Annotated in this window: 21 protein-coding genes; 15 read left to right on the plus strand and 6 right to left on the minus strand. The window is 47.1% G+C overall.

Annotated features, from left to right (window positions below; genetic code table 11):
* Window positions 1–82: 82 nt before the first annotated feature.
* From hppD to U0358_RS06275, 5 genes are read left to right on the plus strand one after another with little or no spacing between them, the layout of a single operon-like run.
* Entirely contained in the window at window positions 83–1,156 is a 1,074-nt protein-coding gene (hppD, locus tag U0358_RS06255) for a 4-hydroxyphenylpyruvate dioxygenase (protein ID WP_317496774.1), read from the plus strand.
* Window positions 1,149–2,279, plus strand: a complete 1,131-nt coding sequence (locus U0358_RS06260) for a homogentisate 1,2-dioxygenase (RefSeq protein ID WP_199493750.1) — start codon at window positions 1,149–1,151, stop codon at window positions 2,277–2,279. Before hppD ends, U0358_RS06260 begins: the two co-directional genes overlap by 8 nt.
* Window positions 2,280–2,285: 6 nt before the next feature.
* Window positions 2,286–3,311 carry a fumarylacetoacetate hydrolase family protein gene (locus tag U0358_RS06265; RefSeq protein WP_317496776.1) on the plus strand — a complete coding sequence of 342 codons (1,026 nt, stop codon included), beginning with the start codon at window positions 2,286–2,288 and terminating at the stop codon, window positions 3,309–3,311.
* Window positions 3,311–3,949, plus strand: coding sequence for a maleylacetoacetate isomerase (maiA, locus tag U0358_RS06270; protein WP_317497191.1), 639 nt, complete (start codon window positions 3,311–3,313; stop codon window positions 3,947–3,949). The genes U0358_RS06265 and maiA overlap by 1 nt, the downstream gene beginning before the upstream one ends.
* 30 nt (window positions 3,950–3,979) lie before the next feature.
* Window positions 3,980–6,463, plus strand: a complete 2,484-nt coding sequence (locus U0358_RS06275; protein ID WP_322407403.1) for a S9 family peptidase — start codon at window positions 3,980–3,982, stop codon at window positions 6,461–6,463.
* 8 nt (window positions 6,464–6,471) lie between these two features.
* On the opposite strand, the gene rrtA is transcribed toward U0358_RS06275, so the two are convergent.
* A complete protein-coding gene (gene rrtA / locus U0358_RS06280; protein ID WP_317496778.1) occupies window positions 6,472–7,065 on the minus strand; it encodes a rhombosortase in 594 nt (197 codons plus the stop codon).
* 53 nt (window positions 7,066–7,118) lie between these two features.
* On the opposite strand from rrtA, the gene ggt reads away from it, so the two are divergent.
* Both ggt and U0358_RS06290 read left to right on the plus strand, forming a co-directional pair.
* The gene (ggt, locus tag U0358_RS06285; protein WP_322407404.1) at window positions 7,119–8,858 is read left to right on the plus strand and encodes a gamma-glutamyltransferase; all 1,740 of its coding nucleotides are present in this window, start codon (window positions 7,119–7,121) and stop codon (window positions 8,856–8,858) included.
* A 6-nt stretch (window positions 8,859–8,864) separates the two neighbouring features.
* The gene (locus tag U0358_RS06290; RefSeq protein ID WP_322407405.1) at window positions 8,865–9,305 is read left to right on the plus strand and encodes a hypothetical protein; all 441 of its coding nucleotides are present in this window, start codon (window positions 8,865–8,867) and stop codon (window positions 9,303–9,305) included.
* Between the two features lie 5 nt (window positions 9,306–9,310).
* Here U0358_RS06290 and U0358_RS06295 read toward each other — a convergent pair whose 3' ends face one another.
* Entirely contained in the window at window positions 9,311–9,679 is a 369-nt protein-coding gene (locus tag U0358_RS06295; protein ID WP_317496781.1) for a histidine triad nucleotide-binding protein, read from the minus strand.
* A gap of 61 nt (window positions 9,680–9,740) precedes the next feature.
* The gene (gene hspQ, locus U0358_RS06300) at window positions 9,741–10,052 is read right to left on the minus strand and encodes a heat shock protein HspQ (protein WP_317496782.1); all 312 of its coding nucleotides are present in this window, start codon (window positions 10,050–10,052) and stop codon (window positions 9,741–9,743) included.
* 98 nt (window positions 10,053–10,150) lie between these two features.
* Between hspQ and U0358_RS06305 the strand changes: the two genes are divergently transcribed.
* Window positions 10,151–10,453 (plus strand): PilZ domain-containing protein, encoded by a 303-nt coding sequence (locus U0358_RS06305; RefSeq protein ID WP_317496783.1) that lies wholly within the window; start codon window positions 10,151–10,153, stop codon window positions 10,451–10,453.
* Between the two features lie 12 nt (window positions 10,454–10,465).
* Here the strand turns inward: U0358_RS06305 and metG are convergent, their stop codons facing one another.
* Window positions 10,466–12,502, minus strand: coding sequence for a methionine--tRNA ligase (metG, locus tag U0358_RS06310; protein ID WP_322407406.1), 2,037 nt, complete (start codon window positions 12,500–12,502; stop codon window positions 10,466–10,468).
* 108 nt (window positions 12,503–12,610) lie between these two features.
* On the opposite strand from metG, the gene apbC reads away from it, so the two are divergent.
* On the plus strand, window positions 12,611–13,594 hold the full coding sequence (gene apbC / locus U0358_RS06315) for an iron-sulfur cluster carrier protein ApbC (protein ID WP_416183001.1): 984 nt from the start codon (window positions 12,611–12,613) through the stop codon (window positions 13,592–13,594).
* 45 nt (window positions 13,595–13,639) lie between these two features.
* On the plus strand, window positions 13,640–14,227 hold the full coding sequence (gene dcd, locus U0358_RS06320) for a dCTP deaminase (RefSeq protein ID WP_011233961.1): 588 nt from the start codon (window positions 13,640–13,642) through the stop codon (window positions 14,225–14,227).
* On the opposite strand, the gene U0358_RS06325 is transcribed toward dcd, so the two are convergent.
* Window positions 14,224–15,120 (minus strand): gluconeogenesis factor YvcK family protein, encoded by an 897-nt coding sequence (locus U0358_RS06325; RefSeq protein WP_317496786.1) that lies wholly within the window; start codon window positions 15,118–15,120, stop codon window positions 14,224–14,226. The genes dcd and U0358_RS06325 overlap by 4 nt on opposite strands.
* 106 nt (window positions 15,121–15,226) lie before the next feature.
* Here U0358_RS06325 and U0358_RS06330 point away from each other — a divergent pair, with 106 nt between their 5' ends.
* From U0358_RS06330 to U0358_RS06350, 5 genes are all read left to right on the plus strand, one after another.
* Window positions 15,227–16,633 carry a protein adenylyltransferase SelO gene (locus U0358_RS06330; protein ID WP_322407408.1) on the plus strand — a complete coding sequence of 469 codons (1,407 nt, stop codon included), beginning with the start codon at window positions 15,227–15,229 and terminating at the stop codon, window positions 16,631–16,633.
* A 68-nt stretch (window positions 16,634–16,701) separates the two neighbouring features.
* Window positions 16,702–17,196, plus strand: a complete 495-nt coding sequence (locus U0358_RS06335; protein ID WP_317496788.1) for a DUF192 domain-containing protein — start codon at window positions 16,702–16,704, stop codon at window positions 17,194–17,196.
* Between the two features lie 41 nt (window positions 17,197–17,237).
* A complete protein-coding gene (locus U0358_RS06340) occupies window positions 17,238–18,911 on the plus strand; it encodes a M28 family metallopeptidase (protein ID WP_322407410.1) in 1,674 nt (557 codons plus the stop codon).
* A 75-nt stretch (window positions 18,912–18,986) separates the two neighbouring features.
* Window positions 18,987–19,355, plus strand: a complete 369-nt coding sequence (locus U0358_RS06345) for a hypothetical protein (protein ID WP_317496789.1) — start codon at window positions 18,987–18,989, stop codon at window positions 19,353–19,355.
* A gap of 21 nt (window positions 19,356–19,376) precedes the next feature.
* Window positions 19,377–20,420 (plus strand): GtrA family protein, encoded by a 1,044-nt coding sequence (locus U0358_RS06350; RefSeq protein ID WP_317496790.1) that lies wholly within the window; start codon window positions 19,377–19,379, stop codon window positions 20,418–20,420.
* Between the two features lie 63 nt (window positions 20,421–20,483).
* Here U0358_RS06350 and U0358_RS06355 read toward each other — a convergent pair whose 3' ends face one another.
* Entirely contained in the window at window positions 20,484–23,585 is a 3,102-nt protein-coding gene (locus U0358_RS06355; protein ID WP_317496791.1) for an efflux RND transporter permease subunit, read from the minus strand.
* Window positions 23,586–23,587: the final 2 nt, after the last annotated feature.

The following is a 23,587-nucleotide window of genomic DNA, read 5'->3' on the forward strand; positions in this document are numbered from 1 at the left end:
ATTTTCCTTTCTTATTCGCCTTTTCTCCACAACTAGCGCTACAGTCATGGTGTTAACAACCGAATAACAAGAGGAAGTCACCATGACAGATAAAATGATTAATCCGTTAAATACAGACGGTTTTGAGTTCGTTGAGTATACCGCTCCGGACCAGAAAGGCATTGATGCTTTAAAAGACTTGTTCGACAAACTGGGTTTCACTGAAGTGGCTAAGCACAACAGCAAGCAGGCCTGGTTGTACAAACAGAACGACATTAATTTCATTATTAACGCTGAACCGGGTGGGCAGGCTGAAGAGTTTGCGAAAGACCATGGTCCAAGTGTTTGTGGTATGGCATGGCGCGTGGAAGATGCAGCCCATGCATTGAAGCACTCACTTGAAAATGGTGCTAAAGCTTTCCCTGCCGATAAAGGCGTTGTAGAAGGTGTACCTGCGGTGTTTGGTATTGGCGAAAGTGCGTTGTATTTTGTCGACAACTACGAAAACCATGAAATTTATAAGCAGCATTTCGACTTCTACGAAAACTGGGAAGCGAAAATGAGCGAGCACGCCGCTGGCCTGTTTGAAATAGATCATCTGACGCACAACGTATTCCGCGGCAACATGGATACCTGGGCTGGCTTTTATGAGCGCATTGGTAACTTCCGTGAAATTCGCTACTTTGATATTGAAGGCAAACTGACAGGCTTGTTAAGCCGGGCTATGACAGCACCTTGCGGTAAAATCCGTATTCCAATTAACGAATCTCACGATGACAAATCGCAAATTGAAGAATACTTAAAAGAGTACAAAGGTGAAGGCATTCAGCATATTGCTTTAACCAGTGACAATATCTATAAAACCGTAAAAGATCTGCGTTCCATTGGTATGGACTTCATGGATACACCGGAAACCTACTACGAGAAAGTCAATGATCGTGTCGAAGGGCATCAGGAAGATTTAGATGCACTGCGTGAACAGCGCATCCTAATCGACGGAGCACCAACAAAAGACGGCATTTTGCTGCAAATATTCACACAGACCGTTATCGGTCCGGTGTTCTTTGAAATCATTCAGCGTAAAGGCAATGAAGGTTTCGGCGAAGGTAACTTCAAAGCGCTATTCGAAAGTATTGAAGAAGACCAGATCCGCCGGGGAGTGTTAAGCGATGCGTAAATGGATCAGCTTTCCGAAACAGGTGGGCAAGTCGTCTCGACAAGCTCACGCTGATTTTCCGGAGCAGGCCATTTATGAACGTGAAGCTGGTCGTAGTGGCTTTTTCGGCCCGGCCACGCATTTTCACCATCAGCATGCTCCGACCGGTTGGTCGGAGTGGCGTGGGCCCTTGCGTCCACGGGCTTTTGACTTTAATAAGTTAGAAGCCATAGCTCCGGAAAATCCCTGGTTAACGCCTGACTTACTGCACAATAGTAATTGCCGTTTTCGCTTGTGGCATTGCCACAGCAAAATGGATTATTTAGTGCGTAATGCCGACGGCGATGACTTGCTCTTTGTTCATGAAGGCAGTGGTCATCTGCACTGTGACTACGGGCACATTCACCTAGTGAAAGGGGACTACTTCTTAATTCCCCGCTCTACTAACTGGCGGCTAGAACCCGATGAAACCATGCAGTTGCTGATGATTGAGGCAACTAATGGCTCTTATAGCCTGCCAGAGAAAGGCCTGGTGGGTAATCATGCTATTTTTGATCCGGCAGTGCTGGATACGCCGGATATCGATGAGGCGTTTCAGGCTCAATACAGTGAAGAACAGTGGCAGGTGTATGTAAAACGTCATCAGCAGGTGTCGGTTATTACTTATCCTTATAACCCGCTGGACGCGATAGGCTGGCACGGCGAATTAGCTCCGGTTCGTCTGAACTGGCGGGATATCCGACCGTTAATGAGTCATCGTTATCATTTGCCGCCATCGGCGCACACCACGTTTGTTGCGGATCGTTTTGTGGTCTGTACTTTTGTTCCGCGTCCCATTGAGTCAGACCCGGGCGCATTGAAGGTGCCGTTTTACCACAACAATGACGATTACGACGAAGTGCTGTTCTATCATGAAGGTGACTTTTTCAGTCGTGATAATATCGACCGCGGTATGGTAACCTTCCATCCGGCAGGCTTTACTCATGGCCCACACCCGAAAGCATTTAAAGCCGGGCGTGAGCATAAAAAGAAATTCACAGACGAAGTTGCGGTTATGCTTGATACCCGCGATGCCTTGCAAGCAAGCGACGAGGCACTAGCGGTTGAGAACCCGGACTACGTCTACAGTTGGCAGGAGAAATAACAACTTATGAAACTCGCCACATACAGAAATGGTACTCGTGACGGTCAGTTAATGGTGGTCAGCAGAAATTTAAGTTCGGCAGTAGCGGTTCCGGCCATTGCGTCTTGCATGCAAGAGTTGCTCGACAACTGGGACGGTATTGCGCCTAAGCTCGAAAAAATCTATCAGCAGCTTAACGACAGTGACGTTGATGGCAGCGTCCAGTTCGATGAAGCTTTGTGTGAATCACCTTTACCTCGCGCGTATCAGTGGGCCGATGGAAGTGCCTATGTAAACCACGTTGAATTGGTTCGCCGTGCACGTGGTGCTGAAATACCAGAAAGCTTCTGGGAAGATCCTTTAATGTATCAGGGCGGCTCGGATGACTTTTTAGCGCCGTACGATGACATTGAAATGAGCAGTACTGAATGGGGCATTGACTTTGAAGGCGAAGTTGCCGTTATTACTGATGATGTGCCTATGGGTGTTGATGCTAAAACCGCCGGACAACATATTAAGCTGTTGATGCTGGTTAATGACGTATCACTGCGCGGGCTTATTCCTGGCGAGCTGGGCAAAGGCTTTGGTTTCTTTCAGAGTAAACCATCCTCAGCTTTCTCGCCGGTTGCGGTAACACCAGACGAACTGGGCGATGCCTGGGAAGCCAATAAGGTTCATTTACCGCTATTGTCAGAGTACAACGGTAAAGCCTTTGGTAAACCTAATGCGGGTGAAGACATGACCTTTGACTTTGGCCAATTGGTTGCTCATGCAGCGAAGACTCGTCATTTAGGAGCGGGTGCCATTATTGGCTCGGGTACAGTTTCCAATAAGCAGGGAACTGACCACGGAACCGCTATTGAAGAAGGCGGTGTTGGTTACAGCTGTATTGCTGAAGTGCGTATGATTGAAACCATTCGTGATGGCAAGCCGGCGACGCAGTTTATGCAGTTTGGTGACACCATCAAAATGGAAATGAAAGATGATGGTGGTCAGTCAATATTTGGCACCATTAACCAAAAAGTTGTTCAATACGAAGGTCCTGAAAAGTGATGAAACTTTACGGCTACTGGCGCTCAAGCGCCAGTTACCGGGTTCGTATTGCGTTAAACCTGAAAGGGCTGGCGTACGAGTACGAACCGGTGCATTTAGTGAAAGACGGCGGACAACAGCACAGTGAAGCTTATAGAAAGCTTAATCCTGCGCGGTTGGTTCCTACTTTTATAGATGGTGACGTTAGGTTAAATCAGTCCTTAGCCATTATTGAGTATCTGGAAGAGTGCTACCCGGAAACCCCTTTACTGCCCTCTACTCCTGCTGATAAAGCCAGAGTTAGAGCGTTGGCTTATGATCTTGCTTGCGAACTGCAACCCGTCACTAATTTACGGGTGTTGCAGTATTTAACCGGTGAGCTTAACTGTAGCGATGAACAACGTTCTGCATGGATTGCAAACTGGGTAGAAAAAAGTTTTACCGCATTTGAGCAGCGGCTGACCGAATCTGCAGGTGATTATTGCTATGGTAATTCGGTAACATTGGCCGATATCTGTTTGATACCTCAGGTATACAATGCGCAGCGCTTTAATTTGGATTTATCTTCTTATCCAACATTGATGGCAGTGCATGAACGTTTGCAGGCGCTTGACGCAGTGCAACAGGCTCGGCCTGAAAATCAAGCGGATGCACAGTAATCCAGGGATCCTAAAAAGGAAAATAATAATATGGTGAAATCACGTCTGGTGATGGCCATTGGGGCGGCATTGTTTGTCGCCTCTTGCGCATCAACCTCTCCTCAGAATACGAATACTGCTGACACGCAGAAAAACGCACCAACCTTACAAGCTAACTCTCTTGCCAGTGCGCAGGGAACAGCCGAGCTCACTATGGAACAAATTATGGCTGATCCGGACTGGATGGGACGTTTCCCGGAGCAGGCTTTCTGGAGTATGGACGGTGAGGACATTCTTTTTTATCAAAAGCGCGAAGGCAGCGACATTCGTGATTTGATGATGCTGGAAAATGGTGTCGGTGAACCACAGAAAGTGGCTGTAGAAAACTTGCATCAGTATGTGGCCGATGAACAAGTTCATGCAGCTGATGACAGCTTTTTGGCTTATACCTTTGAAGGCAATATTTTTGTTCGTTTTAATGATGGCAGCCTCCGTCAATTAACCCGTGACGATGCCCGCCAGCACAACCTGCAACCCATGACTAATGGTCAGTTAAGTTACCAGCAGGGGAATAACTTTTTTGTTATTGACGTGAACTCGGGCCTAAGCCGCCAGGTTGCTTCATTAGCTTTTAAAGAAAAGCCTAAGGCAAACGAAGAGCCGAAAGATTATCTTGCTCGTGAAGAACAAGCGTTAATTCAGTTCGTGCAAAAAGAGCGCAAAGCAGCAGAGGAACGTTTTGAAAAGCGTTCAAAATTGCAGAAGGAAAACGCAACTTTAGCGCCAGAACCCTTCTACTTACCTGAAGATAAAGAGTTGGTATCGGCCAGTTTGTCACCAAAAGGTGACTTTTTGTTGGTGGCCATTACTGATCCGCAAAGCTGGCGTGATGAAGGCGATATTATGCCGAACTACATCAGCGAAGACGGCCGGGTAAAAAGTGAGAACGTGCGTCGCCGTGTGGCTGATGCCAAGCCGGTTGAACATCAGTTGGTTCTTCTGAATTTAACTAACGGTAGCCAGTCTACTTTAACTTACAACACGTTACCGGGCTGGAACGAAGATGTACTGGCCGAAGTGAAGCGCGAAAACCTTGAAGCAGAAGGCGAAAGCTACACCTCTGAAGAGAAGCCGCGTCCAATTACTCTGATGTCCGACTGGGGTTGGGATAACGGTGCTATTCAGTGGAACGCGCAGGGCACCGAAGTTGCCGTCATGCTGGAAGCCTGGGACAACAAAGACCGCTGGCTTGCCACGGTAGACACCTCTGGTAAAAAGTTGGTTTCTCAAGACCGTTTGCACGATGAGGCCTGGATCAACTACACCCACAACGAATTTGGCTGGTTAAATGACGGCGAATTGTGGTTTATGTCGGAAGCTGACGGTTACTCTCAGTTGTACGCGAAGAGCATTGATGGCAGTACGCGCCAGTTAACTAAAGGTCATTATGTTGTGGAGTCTGCCGACTTAAACCGTAGCGGAGACTATCTGTATTTTCAGGCGAACATTGAACATCCAGGTATCTACGAAGTGTATCGGGTGAAAACCGATGGTAGCGGTGAACCGGAAGCTTTGACTGACCTTGATGGCATGACCGCATTCGAGCTCAGCCCTGAAGATGACGAGTTGCTGCTGACTCATTCAACGCCCTTAATGCCACCTGAGCTTTATCATAAAGCGGTGAATTCTTCTGAAACGGCGAAGCGTCTGACGCATACGGTTTCGGAGAAGTTTTTGAGTATTGACTGGACTGCGCCTGAACTGGTCGGGGTTGAGTCTTCTCACGTGAACGAGCCTATTTATACCCGTATCTATAAGCCTGAAGGTTTTGATGAAAACAGAGCCGAAGAATACCCTGCGGTTGTGTTTATTCATGGTGCAGGTTATTTGCAGAATGCGCATATGGGTTGGTCAGGCTATTTCCGCGAATTCATGTTCCACAGCTTACTGAATAAAAATGGCTATGTGGTGGCAGACCTCGATTACCGCGGTTCCAAAGGTTACGGACGCGACTGGCGTACCGCTATTTACCGTCAAATGGGAACACCGGAAGTTGAAGATTTGGTTGACGTTGCGGGGTATTTAGAAAGTGACTTGAATGTTGATGGCGACAAATTAGGCACCTATGGTGGTTCTTATGGTGGCTTTTTAACTTTTATGGCCTTGTTTAAAGAGCCTGGATTATTCGAGGCGGGTTCTGCATTGCGTCCGGTGACTGACTGGGCTCATTATAACACCGGCTATACGTCAAACATTCTGAATTTGCCCCAGGACGATGCTATTGCGTATCGTCGTAGCTCTCCTATCTACTTTGCTGACGGCTTAGAAGATGCGTTACTTATCAATTCCCCAATGATTGATGACAATGTGTTTTTCCAGGACAGTGTTCGTCTTGTACAGCGTTTAATTGAGCTGAAAAAAGAAGACTGGGAAACGGCAATTTATCCGGTGGAACCGCACGGTTTTCGTCAGCCCGAAAGCTGGCTGAACGAATACCGTCGGATTTTTAAGTTGTTTGAAGAAAATCTTAAGTAAAGCAAACTTTACTTATCCAGAGGAACGGCGTCACTAATACGGCGCCGTTCTAATTTATACAGTAATAATGAACTCACTAAACCTGCAGCGTGAATGTAGCTGACATACTCGCCAACAAAATGTTCCGGCTCCCAGCCCAGTAACTCGGCACCGACTTTTGCCACAAGTGCAATCAGAATAAGCCACATCCATTTTTTACCCGAACGAATGTCCTTAATTAAGCAGTAAGCAAGCAGCCCGTGTAAAACACCGGACAAACCAACAAAGCTTACACTAACGGGAATAATCCAGAGCATTACCGAGGTTGCAACACCGCTTATAAGCAAGGCGTTTATTAGCCACCGAGTGCTCCAGTATTCACGCCAAATGAGGACAATGAGTGCGAGGCCAATGAAGTTAAACCACGCATGCCACCAGTCTAAATGAATAAAGTGGGCGCTAATCAATGGCCAGCCTTCAGCCATAACTGTTTCTGAGTTAAAAGCCAACAGTGAGTGCCATTGAGGCATCAGCTGTAAAAAAACGGATAAAATCAGAACAAGGATAAGCCCCGCCCAGTATTGATTAAACCTCTCCATTCGTTTCCCTTTTCGTTGCGTCATGGGTTTCTGATTCGTATGATAGGGGAAATTCCTCCCAATATGAATGAGGCCTTATGAAGTTCTGGCTACCGACAATAATTGCTGCAAGCGTATTAACTGCCTGTTCGCCTGTATCTGAACAAGAAATCCGTGAACCGGAAGCCGCAACCGGCTTTGCTGAAAAGAATGCGGTGACTGCCGATAATTTCATGGTTGCCGCAGCTAACCCGCACGCAGTTGAGGCCGGCTATGAAGTATTAAAGCGTGGTGGTTCTGCCGTTGATGCAGCTATTGCCGTACAGGCTATGTTGGGGCTGGTTGAACCTCAGTCATCGGGGCCGGGGGGCGGTGCGTTTATTTTGTATTGGGATAACGAAGAGAACAAGCTGTACAGCATAGATGCGCGTGAGACTGCTCCTATGGATGCTACTGAGTCTTTGTTTTTGGATGAAGAGGGGAATGCGCCTAAGTGGATTGATGCCGTCGTTGGTGGCCGTTCCGTGGGAACCCCGGGAGTCATTCGCGGCCTGGAGTTAGCTCATAAGCGTTGGGGCAAAGCGGACTGGTCGTCACTTTTCAGTCAAACTATTGAACTTTCAAAACAAGGCTTTGAAGTGTCTCCACGACTGGCTAAGTTGGTTGAGATGGAAATTAACCCTGGTGTGAAAAAAATGCCTGCAGCCAGCAATTACTTTTTCCCCAATGGCGAACCATTAAAAGTCGGTTCGACTCTCAAGAACCCAGACTATGCAAAAAGTCTCAGTCTTATTGCTGAGCAGGGTGCGGATGCACTTTATCAGGGCGAGCTGGCCGAAAAGATCGTGAACGCGGTACAAAGCAGCACCATAGAGCCTGGCGTATTAAGTCTTAAAGATTTAAGCCAATACAAAGCTAAACTGCGCGAGCCGGTATGCAGCGTATATCGACAGTATCAGGTTTGCGGCATGGGGCCACCAAGCTCAGGGGGCATTACGACATTGCAAACCCTGGGAGTGTTAGAGAACTTTGAGTTAGGTGAACTTAAACCGAATTCGGAAGAGTTTGCGCATTTGTTTACTCAGGCGTCGCGGATGGCTTATGCTGACAGAAACCAGTGGATTGCTGACCCGGATTTTGTTGAGATGCCGGTTGAAGCCATGCTGGACAAAACTTACTTGTCGAGCAGGGCAGACAAAATTACTGAAAAAGACATGGGTAAGGCAAAACCGGGAATTCAGTTAAAACCTGAGTATGAGCAGGATATTGCTTATGAACTGCCAAATACCAGCCATGTTTCAATAGTCGACGCAGAAGGCAATGTATTGTCTATGACGACCAGTATCGAAATGGGCTTTGGTTCAACGGTCATGGCTGGCGGCTTCTTGTTAAATAACCAATTAACGGACTTTTCTCTGGCGCCAGGCGATGGTAATGAAAAATATGCGAACAGAGTTGAGCCGGGCAAGCGTCCCCGCAGTTCCATGGATCCCATTATTGTGCTGGACGCTAAAGGTGAACAAGTTTTGCACGCGTTAGGCTCTCCCGGCGGTAGCCGAATTATTAATTATGTCAGTCAGACATTAGTTGGTGTGCTGGACTGGAACCTTAATGTGCAGGAAGCCATCAATCTTGGCCACGTAACCAATCGTAATGACTACACCTCGCTGGAAAAGGGCCGGGACATAAGTGAACTGAAAGCGGTTTTAGAAAAGCGCGGACATGACGTCAAAGTTATTGATTTAAATAGCGGCTTACACGGAGTCAGTATTGATTCAGACGGCACTCTTATCGGTGGTGCTGACCCACGTCGTGAAGGCGTGGCAAAAGGAGAATAGCAGGCGATGAAAATTGTAAACTTGTTGATTTTGGCTTTCACTATAATGACGTTATCTGCGTGCGGAGGCGATGAGCCGATAAATTATGCGCAAGCCCAGCCGGAAGAAGTTATCGAGGGGTTTTATAACTCCATTTATAAGGACAGAAACTTAGAGCAGGCAAAGCAGCTTTCTTCAGAACGAATGGCTGATTTAATTAACCATTATGGTGCGGTTAGTGCGGTTCAGAGATACGTTCTTGGCCGTTATTTTGAAACGGTTGAGATTGAAGTGGAAACCAACTCTTTTACCGATTACTTAAATAATTCAGAAGATTTACGAGTAACGGTCATTTTTCACGGCTATCACAACGGTGAGAGAGCGAAGGACAGCCGTGATGTGGTACTGATTAAGAGGGACGATGCCTGGGTTGTTGATAAAATTCTTGATACCCGGTATCGCCCTTAATTGCTTTACGCTTCTTTTTTCTTATCGGTATAAGGTGGCCAGCCCATTGGTTTTCCGGCCAGCACGTGTAGGTGAATGTGATAAACCGTCTGGCCACCATACTCATTACAGTTCATTACCAACCGGTAACCGTCTTGTGCAAAATTATGCTCAGCTGCTAATTTAGCTGCAACCACATACAAGTGACCAACCAAAGCAGCGTTGTCTTCATTAATGTCGTTTGCTGTCGCAATAGGTTGTTTGGGAATGACCAAACAGTGGAACGGGGCTTGTGGATTTATGTCTTTAAACGCAAGCGCCTTGTCATCTTCGTAGATAATGTCCGCAGGGATATCACGGTTGATAATTTTTGTGAAAATCGTTTCTTCTGCCATTGTCTTACCCTTCTTAAGCTATTTTAGTCTATGGTAACTATAGCATTGGGCATCGGCAAATTCAGTTGAGGCTTTCGGACAGCTTATATTGGCTGGCGGATTTTCCCGAAAACAACAGATCAACCATCGGGTGTTGAATTGCTTGTTCTGAAAAGTCAGCTTCTAAGCTGCTTTCGCTAACATAAGTTTGAATTGACGAGTTGTTAACTAAAATATGGTACCAAGGCTGATCTTTTGCCGGTTTAGAGGTAGCCATTTTGTTGTACCAGCTGTCAGATAGCGTGAAGCACGGGTCAGCATCAATAATCACGCCACGGTAACCGTAAAGGCTGTGTGTAATAAGTTGACCAATTGAAAACTTCGCTTCTACCATGATGACGGTTCCATGTTATCCGATAATGTTTTTTTATCGGCAAAAGCATGCTAAAACTTAAGTAAGATTTACACTTAATATGCAAATAAGAGGGCAAAATGCTGGAATCCCCGGAAAATCGACACTTTATGCGAATGGCAGTTAATGCGGATGTAAAGGTTACTCTTAAAAATGAAAGGGGAGAGCAGCAGTTACAGGGAGTCTGTCTGGATTTAAGCGCGGCGGGTTTGTCTTTGCAGTTGCCTGCAAGTGCAGAAATTGGTGACAGCTTATTTGCCGAAATTGGTTCGTCTGGTTCGGTAGCTCCATTAAAAATCACCGCTGAAGTCGTTCGCAGTCAGAGACTGGAAGACAACAGCGGTGATTTTATTTTAGGTTGTCGCATTATATCAATGGACTAGCAGCCCTGCTGATTACATTATTCTCATGCCTGGCTTAGCGCCGTCGTGTGGGCTAAGAATGTAGATTTCATCTTTACCCGGACCCGCTGCAAGTACCATACCTTCAGATAAACCGAAACGCATTTTGCGAGGTGCTAAGTTAGCAACCATAACAGTTAATTGACCTTTTAATGCTTCAGGATCATAAGCTGACTTGATACCCGCAAATACCTGACGCGTTTCACCACCTAGATCCAATGTGAGTTTCAGTAACTTATCCGCGCCTTCAACGTGCTCGGCATTTGCAATGCGGGCAACGCGTAAATCGACTTTAGCAAAATCGTCAAAGCTGATTTCATCGGCAATGGGTTCTTTTTTCAACTCGTCGTTATTAGCTTCCACAGCAGGGGCTTGTGAAGCTTGTTCTTCTTTTGATGCGTCAATCATGGCGTTTACGTCGTCCATTTCAACACGCTGCATAAGCGCTTTAAATTTATTTATCGGGTGCTCTGTTAAAGCCGTTTTATGGCTTTCCCAGGTGAATGTATCGTTCAAGAAGTGCTGCACTTCTTCGGTTAGCTTAGGCACGACCGGAGCCAAGTAAATCATTAACGTCCGGAACAGGTTGATACCCAACGAGCAAATTTCATGAACTTCCTGCTCGCTGCCTTCCTGCTTAATTAACTGCCAGGGTTCTTTATCGGCAATGTACTGATTAGCGCGATCAGCCAGCGCCATAATATCGCGCATGGCGCGCGAAAACTCTCGCTTCTCATAAAGTTCAGCTATGTTGTCACCGGCTAACTGAAAGTCTTCGAGCAATGCTGAGTCAGCTACGTTAGCTGAAAGCTTACCGTCGAATTTTTTCTGAATAAAACCGGCACAGCGGCTGGCAATGTTTATTACCTTGCCAACAAGATCAGAATTGACCCGTTGGGCGAAGTCGGTCAGGTTTAAGTCCAGATCATCAATACGGCTTGTCAGCTTGGCTGCGAAATAATAACGCAGATATTCCGGGTCAAGATGCTCAAGGTAAGTGCGAGCCTTAATGAATGTCCCTTTAGACTTAGACATTTTAGTCCCGTTAACCGTAATAAAACCATGTGCCCAGACATTGGTTGGTTGACGGAAATCGGCGCCTTTTAACATGGCCGGCCAGAATAAGCTGTGGAAATAGATGATGTCTTTACCAATAAAATGATAAAGCTCGGCTTCGCTGTCGGCTTGCCAATAAGTATCCCAGTCGGCTTTGCCTGTGGTTGTGCAGTAGTTTTTAAAGCTACTCATGTAACCTATGGGTGCATCCAGCCAGACGTAAAAGTATTTATTTTCGGTGCCGGGAATTTTAAAGCCAAAGTAGGGCGCGTCGCGGGAAATATCCCAACGCTGCAGGCCTTGTTCAAACCATTCGTTGAGCTTGTTCGCCATTTCATTTTGCAATGAACCGGAACGTGTCCAGCTTTTTAGCATGTCACCAAATGCCGGTAGATCAAAGAAGTAGTGTTCCGATTCCCGCAGTTCGGGTTCTGCACCAGAAACTACTGACTTTGGATTTTTCAGGTCGGTTGGTGCGTATGTTGCGCCACAAACATCACAGTTGTCGCCGTACTGGTCTTCTGCGCCACAATCCGGACACTCGCCTTTTACAAAGCGGTCGGGCAGGAACATCTCTTTTTGAGGGTCATACAGCTGTTCAATGACTTCGGTCTTAATATGACCGGCTTTATCGAGACGCGTGTAGATAGTCTCAGCCAACTCACGGTTCTCGTCACTGTGTGTGCTGTAGTAGTGGTCAAAACCGACTAAAAAATCACTAAAATCGGATTCATGCGAGCGTTGCATGTCGCCAATCATTTGTTCAGGCGTTATGCCAAGCTGCTGGGCCTTGAGCATAATAGGTGTGCCGTGCGCATCGTCAGCACAGACGAAATGGCATTCATTGCCGCGCAGCTTCTGAAAGCGTACCCATATATCGGCCTGAATATAACCTAACATGTGACCGATATGGATAGGTCCGTTAGCGTAAGGCAGTGCGTTGGTAACCAGTATTTTACGTGCGGATTGGCTCATGCGAAAATCTGCTTCCGTTTTGTTGATTAATCTAATGTAAACCCCAAAGTTTTATGCCGCTCATGTTAGCATAGCTCTTGGCTGATACACAGATCCCCGAGGTTGATGATGACAGATTTTACTCACCCCTTATTGCCCAATGGTATTCCCGATGACTGGGTAACTGGCTCCGGTAAGCAACGGGTATTGAACTTGCCTTTTGTTGCTGATGAGTTCTTGCTCAAAGCCATACAGGAGGATCCTGAACTGGGCGAGTTTGACTGGCAGCTTAACTGTCAGATAAAAAAATTGAAGAACTCACAGCCGGAACTACCTCTTACCACGGGTAATGTCATTGTTGTCTCATCCGGCAAAGGTGGAGTCGGGAAATCCTCCGTGAGTGTGAACCTGGCATTAGCTTTGTCGCAGTTAGGCGCTAAGGTTGGGTTGCTGGATGCCGATATTTACGGGCCATCCATTCCGACCATGCTTGGCGGTGGCGGCTCAGAGATGGAGCTGACTACGAACAATAAAATGATGCCTTTAGAGCGCCACGGACTGCATGTGCATTCGCTGGGATACCTGGTTGAAGACAATGACGCGACCATTTGGCGAGGCCCTATGGCCAGTGGTGCTCTGCAGCAGCTATACAAAGACACGGCCTGGCCGGCGCTGGATTATCTTATTGTGGATATGCCGCCGGGCACCGGTGATATTCAGCTGACCATGGCACAAAAGTTACCGGTAACGGGTGCTGTGGTCGTCACCACACCTCAAACTGTGGCGCTTAAAGACGCAGAGAAAGGTGTGGCTATGTTTGAGAAGCTGAATATTCCGCTTACAGGCATACTGGAAAACATGAGTTTTTATCAATGCCCGTCGTGTGGACATGAAGATGCGGTTTTTGGCAAGAACGGCGGCGCGGTTATGGCTACTGAGCACAACTTACCGTTATTGGGTCAATGGCCTTTGAACAGCGAGCTGCGCGAGAGTCTGGATGGTGATACACCACTCTTGTTAGCACAGCCGGAACACCCGTTAAGTCAGCTCATTTTAGAATCAGCGCAACAAGTTGCAGCTAACCTCTATTATCAACAAGAAAATTCGTTATAGTACTGGCCTTAAGGTCTTAAACGACAACACGGAGAACGATGAACGATGCGCCTAAACGACACTGAAATAGAACAGCATTTGAAAGATGGAATTATAGGTGTCGAACCTGCACCCCAAGCCAATAATATCTCAGGCGTTACACTGGATATTCATTTAGGAAACGATTTTCGTGTGCTGCAGGATCATGCGGCACCTTTTATTGATATTAGCGGCTCGCGCGAAGCTATTGAAGCGGCCATTCAGGAAGTCATGAGTGATGAAATTGTACTTAAAGACGACCAGGCGTTTTTTATTCACCCGGGCGAGTTTGCTTTAGCGGTAACCCACGAGTCTATTACCTTGCCGGCCGATATGGTGGGCTGGCTAGACGGTCGCTCGTCATTAGCGCGTTTAGGGTTGATGGTACATGTAACGGCTCACCGTATTGACCCGGGCTGGTCAGGACAAATTGTTCTGGAGTTTTTTAATAGCGGCAAGTTACCTTTGGCATTACGAGCGGGTATGAAAATAGGCGCTATTAGTTTTGAGAAACTCAGTGGCCCTTGTGCAAGGCCTTATAACAAGCGTGAAGATGCTAAATATCGTGATCAACACAGCGCTGTGGCTTCGCGTATTTCAGCTGATGGCGGCTAAGCGCTCTCTACCAGGAGTTGTTTAGCGGCTTCTTCTAGTTTAGCTAATAAATTGTTCGTGTTATGGCGGTAGTAGACGTTTTCATCGCTCTGCAAACCGCCAATAACGGGTAGTTTCAGATCATTTTCTTTTTTGTTGCTCAACACTAAGTCGACAACCTGTTTACCCAATTGCTTTTCGATAAAGCCAACTTTTTCAGCCAAACTGAGCTCGCCAGCAGGGCCGTTTTCATCTACCAGGTTATCGATAAACACCACTTTGGACTGAGTTGTCCGCAAGGCATCACGAATACCACTAACGAGTAACGGTGGCATAACCGAAGTCATAAAACTTCCCGGTCCCAGCAAGATTAACTGGCTGCTTCGAATATGGCGTATTGCTTCGGGGGTTGCAGTAACGCTGCCGGACAAAGACAGCTTGCGTGGCATAACCGGAAGTTTATCAATGCGTATTTCACCATGACACTGAATACCGTCGTTGGTTGTTGCAATGAGATCGGTTGGGCATTCCGACATAGGAAGTATACGATTATCGACGTTCAGTAAGCGACTTAAGAGTTGTATACCATCTAACGGGCGGGCACTGAGCTGATCCAGTGTATAAAGCAGCAAGTTACCGAAGTTATGGCCATGCAGTGACGATGTGCAATCGAAACGGTAATTCAAGACTTCGGCCGCGAGTGGTTGTTCAACAAGTTGTGACAGGCAGTTGCGGATATCACCCCAGGCAATGCAGTGTTGTGACTCACGTAACAAACCGGTTGCACCGCCGTTATCTGTGGTTGCTACAATACCGACTAACTTATGTTTCATAAACGACAGCGTCGACAGTACCCGGCCGAGACCGTGGCCACCGCCTATTGCGGTGATACGTCGTAAAGAATGAAGTTGCATGGGGCTTCCTTTGCTGCCAGTGGCCAAACGTTGCGACCTTAGCTGATTTATTATGAGTTATGCAAGCCTCGCTGACTGTGTAACAATCTATTTAGCAGGAGGATGTATGCCAATAGTTTTTGATAACCGCTTTGCCCGTAAGTTCCCGGAAATTACAACTCGCCAACCAGTAAAACCCGACGGCGAGGTAAGTTTACGCTGGTTAAATAGCCCGTTATGGGCTGAATTAACCAATGGAGAAACGCCGCCGGCTGAATTGTCTCAGTGGTTGGGAGGGCTTGAGTCCTGGCCGGGAAGTGAGCCTGTTGCACAAAAATACGCAGGGCATCAGTTTGGGCATTTTAACCCTTATTTAGGCGATGGCCGGGGCTTGCTCCTGGGTCAGGCTGTAGTAGCGGATAGAATAACCGATATTCATATAAAAGGTGCCGGACCAACCCCATACAGCCGAGGGGCAGATGGCAGGGCGGTGCTGCGCTCTTCTATACGGGAGTTACTGGCAAGTGAAGCGCTGCACGCGCTAAATATTCCGACAACGCGCGCTTTGGCATTAATTTCGACACAAGGGAAGATACAACGGGAGCGGGTTGAACCCGGTGCGATGCTTGCCCGCACAGCGACTACGCATGTCCGCTTTGGTCACTTTGAGCATTGTTTTCACCGGGGGTTGGAAGACACCATGCAACACCTCTGGCAGGACACCATAGAAGTGGCCTGGCCACATTTAGCAAGTGCGGATATCGCGGAACAGTTTTCGCAGGTGGTAAAAAGTACTGCTGAGATGATTGCAGCCTGGCAGGCTTATGGTTTTATTCATGGTGTAATGAATACTGACAATATGAGTTTAGCGGGTGAAACGTTCGACTTTGGCCCCTACGCCTTTCTGGATGATTACCAGCCCGAAAAGATTTTTAACCATACGGATGCAGGCGGACGCTACGGTCTTTTGCAACAACCGGGAGTCGGGCTCTGGAATTTACAGCGCCTGGCTCAGGCCGTTAGTCCTTTAATTGAGGCGGATAAATTGCGGGCGGCGCTGGACACTTACGAACCCGAACTTCGAAAAGCTTACTTAAATCGAATGACAGAACGTCTGGGTATGTCGTCAGTACCTGTCAACGAGAGAATGCAGTTGGTCGGTGGCTGGTTAAGTCTGCTGGAGTTGAACCAGGCCGATTATCACTTAGCGTTCCGTGACTTGATTGATTCGCTTGAAGCGAAAGAACCGAGAGGACTACTGGCACAAAGTGGTGAGAGCTGGTGGCAGGAATACAATAACGCCGTAAACGGAACGAGTAATATTGATGTTATGAAGCGAGTTAACCCTTGGGTTATTGTCAGAACACACCACGCGCAGCGGGTAATAGATGCAGCAGAAACGGGTGACGACTCGTTATTACACGACTATATGCAGGCTTTAACGAACCCTTTTGCTGAGAGCTTAAGTGAAAGCCCATGGGCTAAACCGCCAACGGCTGAGGAGCAGATCTCTGAACTGTCCTGTTCAAGCTGAGGTTTGAATTGCGATCTCCCACTGGATAGGACAAAATCAGAGTCATCGATGACGACAGGGTCAAGCGAATGAACTATCGAGTGCTTTTTATGTTAATCAGCGCCTTACCTTTTTGCGGTATGGCGCAACAATGGAATGTTCCTGAACCACAAGAATTTGATAAAACCGAAGTTTGCCTGGGTGAGCTTGAACAACCTTTAACCGTCGAGTTGGCGGATAATCAGCAGCAACAAGCGCGAGGGTTAATGCAGCGAGAGTCACTGGGCGAGTACAACGGGATGTGGTTCCGTTATGGCAATGAGCGCCCCGGCTACAGTGGCTTCTGGATGTACCAGACATTAATTCCATTAGATATTGCTTACCTTGATCGACAAGGCCGTATTGTGAAAACGTTCACGATGCGACCTTGCCGCAGCGATGATCCAACGCAATGCCGAAGCTATTCTCCGGGGAAAAACTACTGGAGTGTGCTTGAGGTCAATGGTGGATTCTTTGCTGAGCATGATATTCGCATGGGCGATCAATTAAGAAAAGCTGAGAGCGAGAGCTGCAAGCAAAAATAGGATAAGGAATAATAATGAAGAGTAATAGAAAAGGAGAAACCATGAAGTACGCGATATTGGGAGCACTGAGCTTAAGTGCTTTAGCTGCCTGCGGACCGGCAAATGAATCAAATAAAGAAACAGATAAAGCCGTTGCCGACATACAGGACTCAGCTTTCAACCCCAATTACCGGGATTATCTAAAGACGTTATCTTCTGACGAGTTTGAAGGGCGGGCGCCCGCGTCAGCCGGTGGAGAAAAAGCGGTTAGTTTTATTGAAAATCATTTCCGCGAGTGGGGCTTAAAACCTTATGACCAGGAAAATGACAGCTACCGTCAGCCTGTCCCGCTAGTCAAACTGATGCCTTATAAAGTGAGTTCTCTGAACTTTGATGGTGAGTCAGCACCCGAGTCAATGAAGTATCGTACTGAAATGATGGCGTGGACACCGCGTGTGGTTGACGAAGTTAAGGTCGAAAACAGCGACGTCGTTTTTGTCGGATACGGTATTGTTGCTCCTGAATATGACTGGAACGACTACGAAGGATTGGATGTTGAAGGTAAAACCGTTGTTATGCTGGTGAATGACCCGGGCTATGCCACCGGAGATTCAGAGCTCTTTAATGGTAATGCGATGACGTATTATGGACGCTGGACTTATAAATTTGAGGAAGCCGCGAGACAGGGCGCTGAAGCCGCGTTTGTAATACACGAAACAGGTCCAGCCGGTTACGGTTGGGGCGTTATTGCTGGCGGTTCTCCAGTACGTTTTGACTTAAAACGCGAAAATAAGAATATGGATCGCTCAGCCATCGAAGGTTGGGTGACAGAAGAAAGCGCTAACGCGTTATTTGCTAGTGTTGGTAAAAATTTAGAGCAAATGCGGGAGCTGGCATTAAGCGGTGACTTCAAGCCTAAACCTCTGAATATTGAAGCCTCATTGACGGTTAAAAACAAATTTGAATATTTAGATACCAATAACGTTATTGGTTACATTGAAGGTTCTAAATATCCGGAAGAGCACGTTATCTACATGGCTCACCATGATCATTTGGGCACCGACCCGGTGCGTGAAGATGATCCTATCTATAATGGTGCGCAGGATAATGCCTCGGGCACGGCTGCATTAATGGCTATGGCTGAGCAGTTTGCCAAAGGGCCACAACCAGAGCGCTCTATTGTGTTTGCTGCGGTCGGTGCAGAAGAGAGTGGTCTGCTTGGTTCTGACTGGTACGCGTCGCATCCAATGCTGCCGCTGGGCAAAGCCGTTGGCGGTATCAATATGGACGTTATGAATGTTTATGGTCCAATGAAAGACATGGTTGTCGTAGGTTATGGCAATTCTTCTATGGAAGACTACTTGAAACGCTACGTAAAGGCCCAAGATCGTTATGTAGCACCTGAGCCAACTCCTGAAGTGGGTTCATTCTACCGCTCAGATCATTTTAATCTGGCGAAAAGAGGTGTTCCAATGCTTTACGCTAAAGGCGGTAATGACCATGTTGAAAAAGGCCGGGAGTGGACTGAAGAGCAACGTGCTATATTTAACCGCGATGCTTATCACAAGCCAGCTGATGAATTTGATGAAAACTGGGATTTACGTGGTGTACAGCAGGATATGTCCGTTTTTTATTCAATCGGTAACGAGTTAGCCAACTCACGTGAATGGCCTCAATGGGCACCCGGTAATGAATTTGAAGCGGCACGTAAAGCAACAGAAGATATGCGTAAATAGACGTTAAGATAACCTGGTAGGAACGGTCAGTACCTTATGTTGTCTTAGCTTTGCAGTCATTTTTTAGGAGCAGTTATGACTCATAAACGTGATAAAGTTTATGTCCGTTTCAACCAGGGTTCGCGTACCGGAGGTTCATCCTCCGGTAATTGGCTCAGCCGTTTGCTGGGCCTTTTTTTGTTATTGGTTCTGATAGGCCTTGGACTGGCTTTTGGCATGGTCATCGCCGCCGTTTTATTTGTGCTGATGATTCCGGTTATGTGGCGTCAACGGCATACTATTAAACAGGTCTGGCGCATGCGTAAACAAGCGAAACAGCATTATCAGGAGCAACAGCGGCAGCATCAAAAACAGCAAGAACATTATGAAAATAATAAGGAAGACCGTGGATCGGTTATTGATGGAGAGTACGAAGTCAAAGAAGATCAGGATAAAAAACCATAGAAACAAAGGTCCAGAGCTGGAATGAAGAAACCTTATATTGTTATTCCGGCGCTGGATCCCGACCAGCACTTGCTGGAGCTTATTGATAGAATTACTACTGAAGATCCAGAATGGAGTCACTATCTGGGTATTATCGTTGTTGATGACGGTAGTCGCTTCTCCGACGTTTTTGAGCAACTGGCTGATCGCCATCGCGTTCATGTTTTAAGCCATGAGCAAAATAAGGGAAAAGGCGCGGCGTTGCGCACGGCATTTGACTGGATCATCAAGCAACGTGATGAACGTTGTTCTGGTGCCGTTACAGCTGATGCAGACGGTCAGCATTTGGCGAAAGACATTCTTGCTATCTGTACTTGCCTAAAAGGTTACCCGGATAAGCTATGGCTGGGTAGCCGCACTTTTGATGAAAAAGACATTCCTTTCCGCTCCAGGCTCGGTAATAAATTTACCCGGGTTATTTTTCGGCTGGTAACGGGGCAGGACATTAAAGATACCCAAACAGGATTACGCGGAATACCTTTGGGCTTTCTTGAACACTTAGTCCATTTTACCAGTTCCGGTTATGAGTTTGAGCTGGAAATGCTGCTTTCAGCTAAGCGCTGCGGCTATCGGATAAATTCTCAGGAAATAACCACGGTTTATGAAGAGGGTAATGAAACAAGTCATTACCGACCAGTAATCGACTCGATAAAAATCTACCAAAAGTTTTTAAAGTTTGCCAGTATCGGCATTCTGTCTGCCGGCTTGGATTATTCGATTTTTGCGACAGCTTACTTTTTCTCCGGTCAGGTGTTGGAATCTATTGTTCTGGCTCGAGTTATATCTGGGGTATTCAATTTTTCTCTGAATCGCCAATGGGTATTCAAACAAGGGGCTCATGTTGCCTGGGATGCAACTAAATACAGTTGTCTCGCCGTTGTCTTAGTGGCTGCTAATTACGGCCTTACGGAGGCGTTCCGCTACCTTGGTGTTACGCCTTTTATTGGTAAGCCATTAGCGGAAGGTTTAGTTTTCTTGTTGAGCTACGGTGGACAAAAGAGGTTAGTTTTTAAAAAAGCGGCCTAATAAGCCGTCGTTTTAAAAAAAAAACCCGGAGTTAAGCTCCGGGTTTTTTGTGTCTGCTATCTGTTATTCTTCCGTTTGTTTCGGCGGGAATATTCGCCGTACAACATAGAAGAATAACGGTACGAAGAAGATCGCCAGTACAGTACCGCCAATCATTCCGCCTATAACACTGGTACCAATGGCATTACGGCTTGCAGCGCCAGCACCATCGCTTAGCGCCAGAGGCATAACACCAAAGACAAAGGCTAAGGACGTCATAAGAATAGGGCGCAGACGTAAGCGCACGGCTTCCAGCGTGGCTTCCAGTAGTTCTTTACCCTGAGCCTGCAAGTCTTTCGCAAATTCAACGATTAGTATGGCATTCCTTGCCGACACCCCAACGGTTGTCAACAGACCTACCTGGAAGTAAACATCGTTAGAGATACCGCGAAGCATGACAGCAACGACTGCACCCAGAATACCCAAGGGGACAACCAGCATGACTGAAAATGGTATTGACCAGCTTTCGTACAGGGCTGCCAGGAACAGGAACACAACAATCAGCGATACGCTATAAAGAATAGGCGCAAAATCACCAGATTGACGCTCTTGTAAAGAAATACCAGTCCATTCGAAACCAATTCCCGGAGGAAGCTTCGCAATCATCTTTTCCATTTCAATCATGGCTTCGCCGGTACTGACTCCTGGGGCTGCCTGCCCCTGGATTTCCATTGCAGAAACACCGTTATAGCTTTCGACTCGCTGGGCACCATAGGTCCACTCCCAACTCGAGAATGAGCTAAATGGCACCATGTCGCCCTGATTGTTTTTGACATACCATTCGTTGATATCTTCAGGCAACATACGCGATTCTGCTTCGCCCTGCAGATAGACCTTTTTAACCCGGCCCCGATCGATAAAGTCGTTAACGTAGGATGACCCCCAGGCTGTGCTTAAGGTTTCATTGATACTGGCAATAGTCAGTCCCAAAGCCTGAGCTTTTTCAAAATCGATATCAATACGCAGCTGTGGTGCATCTTCAAGTCCGTTTGGACGGACCTGCACTAGCTTTTCGTTCTGTCCTGCCATACCCAACAGCTGGTTACGGGCTTCGAGCAAACCGGTATGACCCAGATTACCGCGATCCTGCAGGAACAGGTTGAAACCACTGGAAACACCGAGTTCCGGAATAGGTGGCAGGTTAAAGGCAAATATCATCGCCTCTTTAATACTAGCAAAGAAACCAAAAGCTCTGCCAATAACGGCGTCAACATGCTGGCTTTCGTCACGTTCACTCCAGTCTTTCAGCCGCACAAAAGCGATACCATTAGCCTGACTGCGCCCTGAGAAACTGAAACCAACAACAGAAAATACTGACTGGACCGCATCTTCTTGGTCGAGATAGTAGTTTTCTATTTTATCCATGGTGTTGACAGACTGTTCGAGCGTAGAGCCAACCGGTAATTGCATTTGAGTCAAAAATACACCGCGGTCTTCTTCGGGCAAGAAAGCCGATGGTAGCTTCATAAATAAAAATACCAAAATGCCAATAATACCCAGGTAAAGAACGCCAAACCGCACAGTACGGCGTAAAATTGAGTGGATGGCATTGGTGTACTTGTCGGTCCATTTCTCTAAGGTGCGGTTGAACCAGCCAAGCGGTCCCCAGCCACTGTTTTTGTCGTGCTTAACAGGTTTTAACAGGGTGGCACACAATGCTGGTGAGAACACAATAGCAACAAGGACAGACAGACCCATCGAGGTAATGATGGTCAGTGAAAACTGTCGGTAAACGGCACCGGTGGCACCCGGGAAGAAGGCCATAGGTGCAAATACCGCAGCCATAACCACACCGATAGCAACAAGTGCTCCGGTAATTTGCCCCATCGACTTAATCGTTGCCTGCTTGGGTGACAAGCCCTCTTCAGACATTAAGCGCTCAACGTTCTCTACAACGACGATGGCGTCATCAACTAACAGGCCGATGGAGAGCACCATCCCGAACATGGTCAGAGTGTTAATTGAAAAGCCAGCTAGCGCGAGTACGCCCATGGTGCCCAGAATAACCACCGGTATTGCTAAAGTGGGTATTAAAGTGGCTCTTAGGTTCTGAAGAAAAACGAACATAAGCAGGAAGACCAAAATAATGGCTTCTATTAAAACTTGCGCCACTTCAGAAATCGAAATTTTGATAAAAGGAGTGGTGTCGTATGCTGTAACCAATTCCATTCCATCAGGGAAAAACTCTTCCAGCTCAGCCATTCGCGCTTTTACTGCATCGGCTGTTTCCAGAGCGTTAGCCCCGGTTTGTAGATTAATTGCCAGACCTGTTGCCGGCTTACCGTTATAATTGGCCTGAATAGAGTAGTTTTCTGCACCTTTTTCGACTTCAGCGACGTCTTTAAGTCGGACTTGCGAACCATCAGACAATACTTTTAAGGTGATGTTTTCAAACTCAGAAACATCCGACATACGAGTTTGTGCGATAATTGTCGCATTAAGACGCTGACCTTCGACGGCTGGTGTGCCGCCCAGTTCACCGGCTGCCACCTGAGCATTTTGTGTCCGAATGGCGCTTTTCAGGTCGGCCATTGTCAGGCCGTAATTAACCAACGCGGAAGGGTCGACCCAAATTCTCATCGAGTAGGGTGAACCGAAGAGTTGAACGTTACCAACCCCGGTTGTACGGGCTATAGGATCCTGAATATTGGACGCTATATAGTCACTTAAATCGGTTTGAGAGTAGCGGTCGTCTGAGGCGACGAGCGCAGCTACCATTAAGAATGAGCTACTCGCTTTGCTAACGGTAATTCCCTGAGCCTGAACTGCCTGAGGCAATTGGGGGGTCGCCTGAGAAAGTTTATTCTGAACTTGCACCTGAGCAATATCAGGGTCGGTTCCGGAAGCAAAAGTCAGACTGACGGTAGCGCTGCCAAAGTTACTCTGAGAAGAGAAATAGAGCAGGTTATCGACGCCTGTCATATTCTGTTCAATAACTTTGGTTACGGTATTTGAAACGGTTTCGGCGTTAGCACCCGGGTAACTTACCTGAATTTCGACCGCTGGTGGCGCAATGGTCGGATACTGAGCAATAGGGAGCTGCAGCATCGCGATTGCACCGGCCATCATGGTCAGCAACGCGAGAACCCAGGCAAATATTGGGCGATTTATAAAAAACTTGGCCATTA

The sequence above is a fragment of the Idiomarina sp. PL1-037 genome, assembly GCF_034422975.1.
Classification (GTDB): domain Bacteria; phylum Pseudomonadota; class Gammaproteobacteria; order Enterobacterales; family Alteromonadaceae; genus Idiomarina.